At 67.8% G+C, this 12,813-nt stretch carries 10 protein-coding genes; 5 read left to right on the forward strand and 5 right to left on the reverse strand.

Annotated features, from left to right (window positions below; translation table 11 throughout):
- Nucleotides 1-30: 30 nt before the first annotated feature.
- Nucleotides 31-498, reverse strand: coding sequence for a winged helix-turn-helix transcriptional regulator (locus E6O51_RS01990; RefSeq protein WP_136383309.1), 468 nt, complete (start codon nt 496-498; stop codon nt 31-33).
- Between the two features lie 136 nt (nt 499-634).
- Between E6O51_RS01990 and E6O51_RS01995 the strand changes: the two genes are divergently transcribed.
- Nucleotides 635-1,933 carry a D-amino acid dehydrogenase gene (locus E6O51_RS01995; protein WP_136383310.1) on the forward strand — a complete coding sequence of 433 codons (1,299 nt, stop codon included), beginning with the start codon at nt 635-637 and terminating at the stop codon, nt 1,931-1,933.
- Nucleotides 1,934-1,971: 38 nt separating this feature from the next.
- Here E6O51_RS01995 and E6O51_RS02000 read toward each other — a convergent pair whose 3' ends face one another.
- The 4 genes from E6O51_RS02000 to E6O51_RS02015 form a co-directional block, all read right to left on the reverse strand.
- The gene (locus E6O51_RS02000) at nt 1,972-2,406 is read right to left on the reverse strand and encodes a ProQ/FINO family protein (RefSeq protein WP_136383311.1); all 435 of its coding nucleotides are present in this window, start codon (nt 2,404-2,406) and stop codon (nt 1,972-1,974) included.
- A gap of 102 nt (nt 2,407-2,508) precedes the next feature.
- Nucleotides 2,509-3,987: a porin family protein gene (locus E6O51_RS02005; RefSeq protein ID WP_136383312.1), complete on the reverse strand. Its 1,479-nt coding sequence runs from the start codon at nt 3,985-3,987 to the stop codon at nt 2,509-2,511.
- Between the two features lie 131 nt (nt 3,988-4,118).
- Nucleotides 4,119-5,033 (reverse strand): HupA family protein, encoded by a 915-nt coding sequence (locus tag E6O51_RS02010; protein WP_136383313.1) that lies wholly within the window; start codon nt 5,031-5,033, stop codon nt 4,119-4,121.
- Nucleotides 5,034-5,104: 71 nt separating this feature from the next.
- Nucleotides 5,105-8,341, reverse strand: a complete 3,237-nt coding sequence (locus tag E6O51_RS02015) for a TonB-dependent receptor domain-containing protein (protein ID WP_168735161.1) — start codon at nt 8,339-8,341, stop codon at nt 5,105-5,107.
- A gap of 419 nt (nt 8,342-8,760) precedes the next feature.
- Here E6O51_RS02015 and E6O51_RS02020 point away from each other — a divergent pair, with 419 nt between their 5' ends.
- The 4 genes from E6O51_RS02020 to E6O51_RS02035 all read left to right on the forward strand — a co-directional run bounded on the left by E6O51_RS02020 (nt 8,761) and on the right by E6O51_RS02035 (nt 12,783).
- Nucleotides 8,761-9,555, forward strand: coding sequence for an ABC transporter permease (locus E6O51_RS02020; protein ID WP_408003396.1), 795 nt, complete (start codon nt 8,761-8,763; stop codon nt 9,553-9,555).
- The gene (locus tag E6O51_RS02025; protein WP_136383316.1) at nt 9,552-10,340 is read left to right on the forward strand and encodes an ABC transporter ATP-binding protein; all 789 of its coding nucleotides are present in this window, start codon (nt 9,552-9,554) and stop codon (nt 10,338-10,340) included. Before E6O51_RS02020 ends, E6O51_RS02025 begins: the two co-directional genes overlap by 4 nt.
- Nucleotides 10,337-11,626 (forward strand): NnrS family protein, encoded by a 1,290-nt coding sequence (locus tag E6O51_RS02030; protein WP_136383317.1) that lies wholly within the window; start codon nt 10,337-10,339, stop codon nt 11,624-11,626. Before E6O51_RS02025 ends, E6O51_RS02030 begins: the two co-directional genes overlap by 4 nt.
- A 221-nt stretch (nt 11,627-11,847) precedes the next feature.
- Nucleotides 11,848-12,783, forward strand: coding sequence for a catalase family peroxidase (locus E6O51_RS02035; protein WP_211091301.1), 936 nt, complete (start codon nt 11,848-11,850; stop codon nt 12,781-12,783).
- The last annotated feature ends 30 nt before the right edge of the window (nt 12,784-12,813 follow it).

A 12,813-nucleotide genomic window follows, 5' to 3' on the forward strand; every position in this document is an offset into this window, starting at 1 on the left:
ACCACCGCCGCATCGCGGGCAAGCCCGCTCCTACCCTTCGGTCGGCAGGTACAGCGTCTCCTTGATCTCCTCCATCACCACGTAGCTGCGCGACTCGGCCGCCGCCGGCAGCTTGAGCAGGATGTTGCCGAGCAGCCGGCGGTATTCGCCCATCTCGGCGATGCGCGCCTTCACCAGGTAGTCGAAATCCCCCGACACCAGGTGGCACTCCATGACCTCGGGCACGTAGCGCATCTCGTTCTTGACCCGCTCGAACACCTCGCCGGACTTGGCGGAGAGCTTGATCTCCACGAACACCAGCAGGCCGCGCCCCAGCGCATGCGGGTTCACGTGGGCGTGATAGCCGGTGATGACGCCCTCCCGCTCCAGGCGGCGAACCCGCTCGGTACACGGCGTGGCCGACAGGCCGACCTTCTCGGCCAGCTCGGTCATGGCGATGCGGGCATTTTTCTGCAGGATGTCGAGGATTTTCCGGTCGATCCGGTCCAGTTCGCGCATTTCACTGCCACTCCGGGGCACAGGAGGCGGATTCAGCGATTTTCACCATCCGATGGCATTCGATAGGTGAATATCACTGCAAATCGCCTTCTAGACTTTCATTGTTCAAGGCCAGCATAGCCCCACGGAGGCAAACATGCACGTCATCGTTCTCGGCAGCGGCGTCATCGGCACCACGACCGCCTACTACCTCGCCCGCGCCGGCGCCCGGGTCACCGTGCTGGACCGCCAGCCGGGGCCCGCGCTGGAGACCAGCTACGCCAACGCCGGCCAGGTCTCGCCGGGCTACTCCACGCCGTGGGCCGCCCCCGGCATTCCGCTGAAGGCCTTCAAGTGGCTGTTCCAGCGCCACGCGCCGCTCGCCGTACGCGCCGACGGCAGCCTGTTCCAGTTGCGCTGGCTGCTCGCCATGCTGCGCAACTGCACGCCGGGCGCCTACGCGGTGAACAAGGAACGCATGATGCGGCTGTCCGAATACAGCCGCGACTGCCTGCGCGAACTGCGCGCCGAAACCGGCATCCGCTACGAGGAACGCACCCTCGGCACGGTGCAGTTGTTCCGCTCCCAGGCCCAGGTGGACGCCGCCGCGCGGGACATCGCGGTGCTGGAAGAATGCGGCGTGCCCTACGAACTGCTCGACCGGGACGGCCTCGCCGGTGCCGAGCCGGCGCTCGCCCGCGTGCGCGACAAGCTGGCCGGCGGGCTGCGCCTGCCCAACGACGAGACCGGCGACTGCGCCCTGTTCACCCAGCGTCTGGCGGAACTCGCCGCCGGGCTGGGCGTGGAGTTCCGCTACGGCCAGGCGGTGGACGGCTTCGAATTCTCCGGCGGACACATCCAGGCCCTGCGCGTGGGCGACGAAAGGCTCGTCGCGGATCGCTACGTGCTGGCCTTCGGCAGCTATTCACGCCCCTTCCTGCAACCGCTCGGGCTGGACATCCCGGTGTATCCGGTGAAGGGCTATTCGCTCACCGTGCCGCTGGTGGACGTCACCGCGGCGCCGGTGTCCACGGTGCTGGACGAAACCTACAAGGTGGCGATCACCCGCTTCGACGACCGCATCCGCGTCGGCGGCATGGCGGAACTGGCGGGCTTCGACCTGTCGCTGAACCCGCGCCGCCGCGCCACGCTGGAGATGGTGACCCGCGACCTCTTCCCCGGCGGCGGCGATCTGCCGCGCGCGGAATTCTGGACCGGCCTGCGCCCCATGACCCCTGACAGCACGCCCATCGTCGGCGCCACGCCCATCCCCGGCCTGTATCTGAACACCGGCCACGGCACGCTGGGCTGGACCATGGCCTGCGGTTCGGGGCGCCTGGTCGCGGACCTGGTCACCGGCCGCGTACCGGCCATCCGCGCCGACGACCTGGCCATGGCGCGCTACCGGCAGACGGCCGGCCAGCGGCCTTCGGGCACGGCGCCGGCGCACGCCTGAATGCATGAAACCCGTCCCGCCGCGGCGGGACGGGACGTTCAGCGGGAGAACTTGTCCAGCAACTGGGACAGCTTCTGCTGGCGGCGGCGCTCCGCCTCGTCCGCCTCGCGCTGGGCGCGCTGCTGCTGCGCAACCTTGGCGAAGCGTTCCTTGAGCTGGGCCGAGGCATGGCTGCGCTGCTCCTCGGTGACCTCGCCGGCCGGCTGGCCGTCCAGGTCGAAGCGCGCCCCGCCCTTTTCCACCGCCTTCAGGTAGCGGGTGGACGCCGTATGCAGGCGCAGCGCGGAGCGCAGCGCCTTGCGGCTGAATTCCGGGAAGCGCTCGTGGATCACCGCATCGATGCGGATCGCCAGCGGGCGGCAGTCCTTGAAGGTCGGCGAGACCTCCTGCAGCTTCTTCAGCAGCGTGCGCGGCTCGATGGCGGGTTGCGGTTCTTCGGCGGCCTGCGGCGCCGGGGTGGTTTCGATATTCATCGTGCGGGAACGCGGTGCGGGACGGGAGGGCGGATGCGCGGGCATTCTACCGCAGCCGCTTCGATCGGGACGCCCGGCCTTCATCCGCGCCGCGCCCCGTGGTCAGAAATTGTGGCGCAGCAGCAGGCTCACCTCGGTCTGCCTGAAACCGAAGGCCCAGTCCAGATTGCTGCGGTTGATGCTGTGCCGCAGCCTCAGCTCAGGCACCAGCCCGGCCATCTTCCAGGCATTCACGCCCGTGCTGACGATGTAGACCTGCTGCCGGTCGCGGCGCCGCGCGCCCAGGAAACCGTCGAACGCATCGTTGCGGCTGGCGCGCAGAATGCCCATCGCATTGACGAACACGCCGGCCTTGCCGGGAAAGACGTGGTACAGCCCGAGGCGCAGCGCCAGTTCCTTGCTGCTGGCCTGCTCCACCGCGTACTTCCTGCGGGTGGCATCCACCCCGCCGTAAAGGGCGGTATTGGCCTGCGGCGCGTAGCTGGCGGAAACGCCCCACTGGTACTGCGAGAAATCGGCGGCGGTGCGCAAGCCCCGCGAGGTGTTGGCATGGCGTTTGGCATCCAGGCTGGTGCCGAACTGCCAGCGGCTGCCGAACGCATGGCGCCATTCCAGTTGCAGCCCACCCGCCAGGTGCTGGGTATGCCCGTTGCGGTAATAGTGCTCCACATAGGGGGTAATGCTGACGCTGTCGCGCGCATCCAGCCAGTTGTAGCCCAGGTACAGCATCGCGGTGTTGCTGCTGTAATCCTTGATCGGCATGTTGTTTGCCGTATCTTCGCGGCGGTAATGGCTGCCATAGGCGACCGGACGCACCTGCAGATTGTGATGGCCGCCCAGATGGATGCGGCGCCCCAGCGCCAGTTCGTAATTCACCATGCTCGAACCGATCGGCTCGGGCATCCGACGCTCGAACAGGCAGAAACCGAGAAACTCCATCAGGCAACTGTAATTGCCGTTGGCCTGATTGATGTTGTCGTTGTACCCCAGGCCCAGCGCCACGCTGCCGTGCCAGCGGGCGCGCTCGTCCAGCACCAGCAGGTATTGCTGCGCCATCATCCGCACCTGCTCCGGCAGGCCGCCGGCAATGGCCTGGGCAAAGCCCGCACGGGCGGCGCCATCCTGGTTGTCCTCGAAGCGCAGCCGCGCCAGTTCCAGGCGGATACGCGCATCCTCGGGGTCGGCGTCGTGGGCCGCCTGCATCCTGCGCAGCGCCAGGGCGTAATCGCCCCGGTGGCGGGCCAGCAGCGCCTCCGCCATGGCCACCAGCGCCGGGCGGTGCCCGCGCAGCAGGCGGTAGCGGCTGACGAACTCCTCCAACCGCGCCCACTGGCCGGTGTTGAGGGCGATGTAGATGGCCGGCTCCAGATCCTCCAGGCGGGTCTGCACCTCGTAGACCTGCCCTTCGTACACCACGGAACCGGGCGGGGCGATCAATTCGCCCGGCGGCGCGGCCTGGCGCTCGGCGGCGCGGCGCGCCTGCTCCAGCAGAAAGCGGGTGTCGTCGTCATCGGCACGGACGGCGGGCGCGGCCAGCCCGAGCAGCAGCGCGGCCAGCGCGGCGGCGAAACGGCGCGGCATGGGATTCCCGGGAGAACAAGGGGTGAAATAAGATGGAGGCCGGCGGACCGGCCTCCAAAGATTCACGTCACTTCAGGCGCATTCAATTCGAGCGACTGCCGCCGAAAGCGATGTGGTTGCCGGTTCCGCCATCACGGAATGAGCAGACCGACACTCGTGCGATTGCCGCCGAAGGCGACATGATCGGCAGGGCCGCTGCCCCCCGTGTAGATCCCGGCCAGCGCGGCGGTACCGTTGTAGAAACGGCCATTGATGGTGTTGCTGCCGTTGCTGAAGGTGCCGTTGGAACTGATGTTCGTGCCGGCGAAGTTCACGCTGTCGCTGCCGCGGACGATCGAACCGCTGATCACCCCGAAGCCCGAGACGTAGTTCGCAGTCAGGGTGCCGGTATACAGTTCCGGCGCGTGCGGCAGGTTGGTGCCGACGCCGGTCTGGCGGATGCCCACCACGCTGTACTGCGCGTTGATCAGCGCCGTCGGCATGCTGGTCACGGCGTTGTCGCCCACATACCACACGGTGCGGCCGGCGTTCGCCATGTTCAGGTCGGTGCTGTCGCCCTGATTCGGCGTGCCGCTCACGGTCGGAGACCACTCGCCGAAGTAGACGGCGCTGCCCGGCGTGTTGCCTTTCAACTGGCCGACGACCAAGCCACCGAATTGCGGCCACGGCGCGGCCTGCGTATACGTGACCTGGCGCAGGCTGTAGACGTTGGCGACGGTGTTCTGGTCGTTGTACCAGACCTGTGCGATGGGATTGGTCGTGCCCGGCAGGTTGGCATAAAACGGCCCCGCCGCATTGGCCGTCGCCGCGCTGGTCACCTGGTTGATCGGCCCGGCGGCGATGTTCACGTAGCCGGACCATGCCCCGTCCGCCCTCTGCATGCTGATACCGGCGAAGCCGGCCGGTGCGCTGGCCGGGAAATTGGAAGCCCCGACCTGGACGTTGGCCGGGTTCGAAGAACCGCCCTGCACGTTGGGTGCTGCCGCAATAGCGGGGGCGGAGGCGGCCATGGCCAGCACGGCGGTGGCGATCACTGTCTTTTTCATACCATTTCTCCTTGAAAGGTTGAGAACAGCAAAAGACTGGTTTTTTACGAAAAACCAGCAAAAAAACATGGTCAGAACCTGAATGCGGCATCCAGCATCACCGTGCGCCCCGGCCCCGGCACCGCCACCCGGTTCAGCGGGTCGAGGTAGTAGCGGTCGGTGAGGTTCTCCACCGACAGGCGCAGCGTGGTGTTGCGGTCGAAGCGGTATTCGGCGTACAGGTCGATGAGCTTCACCGCCTGCCAGTAATAGGGCCGGATGGTGCCGGTGGTGATGTTCAGCGGGTAGGCGTAGCCGGACTCGCTACTGTTGTAGCGCCGCAGCAGGCGTTCGAGCTTCTTGTTTTCGGTGCGGCTGTGGTAGCGCAGGCGCACGCCCAGGTCCAGCCTGTGCTCCAGCAGGCGCGCACCCAGGTCCAGGTTGATCGAATACCTGGGCTGCATGCTGGCGAAGGACAGGGTGCCGGGGAAGCCGCCTTCCATGCATTCCGGCAGGCGGCTGTAGTGCGGGTCGAGGAACACGGCGTAGTCCTTGTCGCACATGTCCTGGCGCTCGCGCCAGGTGGCGCCCAGGCCGCCGTAGAAGCGCCCGGTGTCGAAGCGGCTCTGCAGTTCGACGCCGCTCATGATCTTGCGGTCGAACTGGATCATCGCCATGTTGATGGTGCGGTCGTAGAAGTCGCGGATGGTGTTGTGGAAGTAGCTCAGCTTGACGTCGGCGCGCCGCAGTTGGGGCAGCAGGCCGCCGAGGTCGTAGGCGTAGCCGACCTCCCAGGCATCGTTGCGCTCGGGCTTGGGCGAGGAATAGAGGAACTCACCGCCGACGATGCCGGTCCGGTTGGCGATCTCGAGAATGCTCGGGAAGCGCGGCATGCTGGAATAGCGCGCATACACTCTGGCGCGCTCGCCCAGCAGGTAGGAGGCCGCGAGCATGTGGGACCAGGCATGGGCGCGCTGGGTTTCCGGGCGCTTCCACGGATCGGCGGACGGCTGCGAGACGTAATCGCCCCCGAAACCCGGGGGCGCAAAAATCTGGTATTTATTGAATGTTCCGGCCTGCCCCTGCGGGTTCTCCACCGTCTCGTCGAGATCGATGCTGCCGTTGTGGAAGGGGTTCTGCCCGCTGTCCGGCTTGCCGTCCTGCAGCGGTACCGCAGCATAGGTGTGCCACCAGCGCAGGCCGGTGCTGCTATCTACCCAGGGATCGGTGATGTTGTTGGCGGTCTTGTAGTCGTTGAACGCTTCCGACGCAGCCCCAGCAGCGGCTGCAGTGGCCCGCATTGCATCGAAGATGGGACCTGAAGTAACGCCGGTGAAAATCAATTCCCCTGTAGCGGGGTCCACTCCCAATCCCCCGCCAGCCATCATCCACGCAAAAAAGGCTGTCTGCGCATCAGCCTGTAAATTCGTGATGCCGGCCATGGTCGCCATCTCGTCATCGCTCACCAGGCGCCGGTATTTCAACTGCTGGTGCGTATTCACCGCGGTGCTTTTCCACAGTTCGGCGCGCTCGGCGCGGCGGCTGTCCAGTTCGTCGTCGTACGCCCAGTAGGCACCATAGCGGGTGCCGGCGCTCAGTTGCAGCCGGTCGGTGGCCCGCCATTCGGCCACGGCGCCGGCGCCGTATTCCTGCCGCCGCCCGGAGGCCGGGCCGAACTTGGAGGGCGCGATGCCCATGCCCATGACCGAGGTTTCCACCGGCGTGTGGTCCTTCTGCCGTTCGTACTGCCAGTCGGCGGTGGCGGTCAGCGCCAGGCGGTCGGAGAAGCGGAAGCGGTTGCTGAGGTCCACCCCGCTGCGGGTGGAGCGGGTCTGGATTTCGTTGCCGATGAATACCGTGTACTGGTCGTCGGTATTCGGCCCCTTGACGGGTTCCGGCGTGCCGATCAGCGCAGGGTTTCGGCAACCGGATGCATTGCCATAGTTGCACCAAGTCCAGTCGTCCCAAGTCCAGTCAGCTGCCTTCATCTGGTAGGTGTAGTCGCCGTTCTGATAGCGCCGGCTCCTGCTGTCGGTCTGCCACAGCCCGACATCCAGATCGATCCAGCGCGAATCGGCTGGCTTCCACTGGTAGCCCAGCCGGTAGATATCCTGGTCGACCGTGGTGAGCGGGAAGGGATACTGGATGGTGTCCTTGCCCTGGTCGAGATACTGATTCCCATCCAGCCGGTAGATGTAGTCCCCCGTGATGGAGGAAGGCAGTTCGGCGAAATTCAGGTCGTTGCGGGTATAGCTGAAGCTGAGCTTCTGGCCGTCGGGCAGCTTCCAGTTGGTCTTGAGCAGTAGGCTTTCCAGTTCGGTGCTGGTATAGGGCACTTCCCAGCCGGGCGCGAACAGGCGGGCGATGTTGGGATACATGCCCTTGGTGCTGTTGAGAATGGTGGGATTGGTACGCTCGTTCTGCATATAGTCGCTGGCCCCTTTCTTGCCCGCGAAGTAATTGCCCCGACGGGTGTTGCTGTAGGCCGCCAGCACGTCGAAGACGTCGTGCCTGTAGGCGCCGGAGAGAAACAGCTTGCGGTCGTCCATGTTGAACAGGCGGGTGTCGTTGCGGCTGCGCCGCTTGTCCTGCGGTTCAATGAACAACAGACCGGGGGTGCCGAGCGGCGCCGCGGTGACGGCACCGGGGATGTCGCGGTAATCCTTGCCGGCCAGGCTGTGGGCATCGGTGGAGTCTTTGATGGAATTGCTGGCGGTACCCAGCTTCAGTTCCAGCCCCCAGTTCTTGCCTTCGCCGATGATGTCCTCGGCGTCTATGGTGCGGATGTTGACCGAACCGCCGATGCCGCTCTTGAGGCCGCGCGTCATGGACGGGCCTTTTTCCACCTCGATGCTGCGGAACAGGTTGGGGTCCACGTAGTTGCGGTTGTTGATGCCCTGCCGCCCCATCCACACGTCGATGGACTGCACGGTGCCATCCACCGTGACCGGAATGCGGCCGTTGCCCGACAGGCCGCGGATGTTGGGGAAGAGCGCGGCGCCGTTGCGGTTGTCGGTGTTGTAGACCCCGTTCATGCCGGCGAGCGCATCGCCCACCGAAACGCCGCGGTAGCGTTCCATGTACTGGCGATCGACATAGACATTGGAGATGTCCTTTTCGTAGACGGCGTCGTGGCCGGCCTCGTCCCGGGTACGCTGGCCAGTGACCACCACCGGCGACAGTTCCGCGGCCTCCGGCTGCCTGCCATCAGCGGACTCGGCCGCCGCAGGAACATCCTGCTCTGTGGGTTGCGCATGGAGCGGTGGATTCAGCATGAACAGGGCGGATATCAGGAGGGCCAGCTTGGCCGGCTGGGGCTTGACTTGCATGAAGGGCGTTTCCTCGTCGAACGGGTGAACCGGGCCCCGTGCCGGTCTTGCGTTTCCTTTGGCGCCGTCTGGCGGGCAAGGCCGGCCGCACGGGGAGCGGACGAGGCGTATGCTGGGGCCTGCTTTGGGTAAACAGTAATGACAATTGTCATCTCCTTGAGAATCATTCTCGATTGGAGATATCTTCTTCTGCCCTGCTCGCCATCGATGATTTTTGTCATTGGACGTCGGGGAACGGGCGTGGGAATTTGTCCGTTTTCGTCCGCTCAGGCCCGCCGCCGCACCGGCGCCGCGTAACAGGAGTTCGCCATGCACCCCCCTCCTCCCCGCATCTGGAGACGCCATGCCGCACCCGTGTTGCCGCAGGCGGGGCTGCCCGCTGCGGACCTCCACGGGGCGGCGCCGGCTCCATGAAGGTGCTGACGCGCCTGCGCGGCGCGCTGGCGGCAACGCTGGGCTATCTGTGGAGCGGCTGGGGGGCGGTGACCAGCGTGCTGATGTTCTGCGCGCTGTGGGAGTACGGCGCGCGCATCCACGGGGATCTGGTGCTGCCCGGCCCGGTGGCGACCCTGCGGCGGCTGGCGGAGATGTTCGACAGCGGGCTGGCGGTGCCGGAACTGGCGATTTCCGCCCGCCGTACCCTGTACGGCCTGGGCCTGGCCCTGGCGGCGGGCAGCACGCTGGGGCTGCTGGCCGGGCGTTCGCTCACCACGGCCATGGTGTCGCGGCCGCTGGTGACGCTGCTGCTGGGCATGCCGCCCATCGCCTGGCTGGTGCTGGCGATGCTGTGGTTCGGCATGGGCGACGCCACGCCGGTGTTCACGGTGCTGGTGGCCTGCTTTCCCATCGTCTTCGCCGGGGCGATGCAGGGCGCGCGCACGCTGGACAACCGGCTCCGCAACGTGGCGCGCGCCTACCGCCTGCCCTGGCACATGCTGCTCACCGATCTCTATCTGCCGCACGTGGCGTCCTATCTGTTCCCGTCCTGGATCACCGCTCTCGGCACTTCGTGGAAGGTGGTGGTGATGGCGGAACTGCTGACCACCGCGGACGGCGTGGGCGCGGCGCTGGCGGTATCCCGCTCCCAGCTCGACACGGCCACCTCGCTGGGCTGGATCGTGGCGGTGCTGGGCCTGCTGCTGGGGGTGGAATACCTGCTGCTGGAACCCCTCAAGCGCCGGGTGGAGCGCTGGCGCTCGGGGCCCGCGGCATGAACGCGCTGCACATCCGCCACCTGTACCACCGCTACGGCCTCACCGAGGTGCTGGCGGACGTGGGCTTCGACCTGTACGCGGGCGAGACGCTGGCGCTGGTCGGCCCTTCCGGCTGCGGCAAGAGCACGCTGCTGCACGTGGTGGCCGGCCTGCTGCGGCCGTCGGAGGCGGTGATCAGTTCCACCTTCCGCGGCATCGGCTGCGTGTTCCAGGAGCCGTGCCTGATGCCGTGGAAGACTGCGCTGGACAACATCGCGCTGGGCCTGAAGGCGCTGGGCGTGCCGAAGGCGGCGCGCCGCCGGCAGGCCGCCGCCCTGGGCCTGCGCATGGGGCTGGGGGAGGAAGACCTGGCGAAGTATCCCCACGAGCTGTCCGGCGGCATGCAGAGCCGGGTGTCGCTGGCGCGGGCACTGGTGCTCTCGCCCGACCTGCTGTTGCTGGACGAGCCTTTTTCGGCCCTCGACGTGGGCCTGAAGGCGGAGCTTTACGGCCTGCTGCGCGAGCAGGTGGCGCGGCGCGGCACGGCGGTGCTGATGATCACCCACGACCTGATGGAGGCGGTGCGACTGGCCGACCGCATCATCATGATGGTGCCCGCGCCGGGGCGCCTGGTGCGGGAGTTCGTGCTGGAACTGGCGCGGGAGGAACGCACCGACGCCTGGGTGTACCGGACCACCGCCGAACTGATGCAGGCCGAGGAGGTGCGCATCGGCTTCGGGCTCGCGCAGGGCGAGTTGCCGCCGCCGCTGCACGAGCACGCCCGCCATGGGGGATGCGTGGTATGAGTGCCCGGCCCGACGGCGCCCGGCGCACCACATTGAGGGGGCGGCCGGTGTTCATGTGCGGGTTCCGGCCGTTCTTCGTGCTCGCGGCCGGCGGCGCCGTGCTGTTCATGGCGCTCTGGCTGCTGGCGCTGGGGGGCCGGCTGCCGGCGTGGCAGCCGCCGGGCGGCATTGTGCTGTGGCATGCCCACGAACTGGTCTTCGGCTTCGCCGCGGCGGCCGTCGCCGGCTTCACGCTGACGGCAATACCCGAGTTCACCCGGACCGCGCCCATCCCCCCGCGGCCGCTGGCCCGCCTGGCGCTGCTGTGGCTGGCAGCGCGGCTGGCCTACGCCCTGGCAGGCTGGTGGCCGGCGCCACTGGGCATGTGGCCGGCGGCACTGGGCAGCCTGGCGCTGTGGGCGCTGCTGCTGGCCCGCATCGCACCGCCCGTGTGGCGCGACCCCGAGCGCGCCCACCTGGGATTCGCCTGGACCATGGGCGCGCTGGCCCTGCTGCAGGCGGGCTTCTTCGCCGCGCTGGCCCGGGAGGGCGATGCGCTGGCCTGGCTGCACGCGGCGATCGGGGTGCTGGCGATGCTGATCGTGATCGCCACCAGCCGGGTGTCCATGAGCGTGGTGAACGGCTACATGGAGGCCGGCCGCCCCGGCGCGCCGGCCGCCCGGGCGGTTTACCTGGCGCGGCCGCCGCGCCGCCATCTGGCGATCTTCGCCATCGGCATGTGCACCGCGGTGGAGTTCGCCCTGGGCGACGACGTCGTCACCGGCTGGACGGCGCTGGCCGCCGCCACCGCCATGCTGAACCTGCTCAACGACTGGCACGTGGGCCGCCCGCTGTTCACGCGCTGGGCGCTGATGCTGTACGCGAGCTACTGGCTGATCGCCCTGGGCTACGGGCTGCTGGGCGCGGCCTGGCTGGGGGCGCCGCTGGCGCCCTCGGCGGGCCGGCATCTGCTGGCGGCCGGCGCGGTGGCGCTGTCGATCTTCGCCATCATGGCCATGGTGGGGCGCATCCATGCCGGCCTGTGGCTGGACCGGCGCCCGTGGCTGCCGGCCGCCGCCGCGGCGCTGGCGGCGGCGGCGCTGCTGCGCGCCTGGGCGGGCACGTGGGCGGCGGCGTCCTCGGCGCCTCTTCTGCTGACTGCATCCGGGCTGTTGTGGGCCGGGGCGTTCGCCGCCTATCTGTGGCACGCCTGGCCGGTGCTGACCGGACCGCGGCAGGATGGCCGGGACGGTTGCGCCGAACCGCCGGAAGGCGGCGGGCCGCATGCGGGGGAAAGACCCTGCTGAGCCCGCGCCGCCGCGATATTTTTGCTGCGGTGGAATAAATCGCGTGTCCCGCTCGTTAACCGGGGAGAGGGGCCGGAAAGACTCGGTAGCCTTGCCATTCGGCCATCGCATCGAATCCCGGCCCCTCCTTTCCGTTCCCAGACCGCGAAGGATTCTTCATGAAACGCAAAATTCTGTCTCTCGCTTGTACCGGATGCCTGGCCGCGGCCGCGGCGCCCGCCATGGCCCAGCCGCCGGAGGTCACGGCATCCGAAGTGGTGGAGGCGATCGAAGGCGCCTTCGGCGCAACCCACGGGCAGCGCCGGAACCATACCAAGGGCATGTGCGCCGGCGGGGAGTTCGTCGGCACGGCGGAAGCCGCCCGGCATTCCCGTTCGCCCCTGTTCAGCGGCCGGCCCATCCCGGTCGTGGCCCGCTTTTCCCTTGCCGGGGGCAACCCCAAGGCGCCCGATACGGCCCGCAGCGGGCGCGGGATGGCCCTGGAGTTCAGACTTCCGCAGGGCCAGTTGCACCACATCACGATGCTGAACACCCCGGTGTTCGGCGCCGCGTCTCCTGCCACCTTTCGCGACATGATGCTCGCCCTGCGCCCCGACCCGGCCACGGGGCGGCCCGACCCCGGCAGGATCGAAGCCTTCAAGGCTTCCCATCCGGACCACCGGGCCCAGGCGGAGTACTTCGCCCACAATGCGCCCCCGGCCAGCTATGCCTCCAGCGCCTTCTGGGGCATCCACACCTTCAAGTTCGTCGACGGGAAGGACGGGGTTACGCTGGTGCGCTGGAAGTTCGTTCCCCAGGACGGCGAAACGCGACTGACCGAGGATGAACTGAAGACCGCTGCCCCGGACTTTCTGGAACGGGCCTTGATCGAGCGGACGGCCCGCGGACCGGTCCGTTGGGACATGATGGTGTCGATCGGCCAGCCCGGCGACGTTCAGGACGATCCGACCGTGCAGTGGCCCGCCGAACGGAAGCAGTTCAAGGCCGGAACCCTGACCATCGCGACGGCTTCGCCGCAGAAGGGGGGAGAATGCGAGCCGATCAACTTCGACCCCCTGGTCATGGCCGACGGCATTGCGCCGACCGACGATCCCGTGCTGAGATTCCGTTCGCCGGCCTACGCCGTTTCGTTCGCCAAGCGGCTCGGCGAACGATGAGCCCCGGCTGCGGACGGCTTCCGTTCCGCC

Origin of the sequence: Pseudothauera rhizosphaerae, from assembly GCF_004801305.1 — a bacterium.
In the GTDB taxonomy this organism is placed as follows: domain Bacteria; phylum Pseudomonadota; class Gammaproteobacteria; order Burkholderiales; family Rhodocyclaceae; genus Pseudothauera; species Pseudothauera rhizosphaerae.

What these genes read in the sequence shown, in the direction of transcription:
- E6O51_RS01990 (WP_136383309.1), bottom strand. Translation starts at nt 498, where the DNA reads ATGCGCGAACTGGACCGGATCGACCGGAAAATCCTCGACATCCTGCAG.
- E6O51_RS01995 (WP_136383310.1), top strand. Translation starts at nt 635, where the DNA reads ATGCACGTCATCGTTCTCGGCAGCGGCGTCATCGGCACCACGACCGCC.
- E6O51_RS02000 (WP_136383311.1), bottom strand. Translation starts at nt 2,406, where the DNA reads ATGAATATCGAAACCACCCCGGCGCCGCAGGCCGCCGAAGAACCGCAA.
- E6O51_RS02005 (WP_136383312.1), bottom strand. Translation starts at nt 3,987, where the DNA reads ATGCCGCGCCGTTTCGCCGCCGCGCTGGCCGCGCTGCTGCTCGGGCTG.
- E6O51_RS02010 (WP_136383313.1), bottom strand. Translation starts at nt 5,033, where the DNA reads ATGAAAAAGACAGTGATCGCCACCGCCGTGCTGGCCATGGCCGCCTCC.
- E6O51_RS02015 (WP_168735161.1), bottom strand. Translation starts at nt 8,341, where the DNA reads ATGCAAGTCAAGCCCCAGCCGGCCAAGCTGGCCCTCCTGATATCCGCC.
- E6O51_RS02025 (WP_136383316.1), top strand. Translation starts at nt 9,552, where the DNA reads ATGAACGCGCTGCACATCCGCCACCTGTACCACCGCTACGGCCTCACC.
- E6O51_RS02030 (WP_136383317.1), top strand. Translation starts at nt 10,337, where the DNA reads ATGAGTGCCCGGCCCGACGGCGCCCGGCGCACCACATTGAGGGGGCGG.
- E6O51_RS02035 (WP_211091301.1), top strand. Translation starts at nt 11,848, where the DNA reads ATGGCCCAGCCGCCGGAGGTCACGGCATCCGAAGTGGTGGAGGCGATC.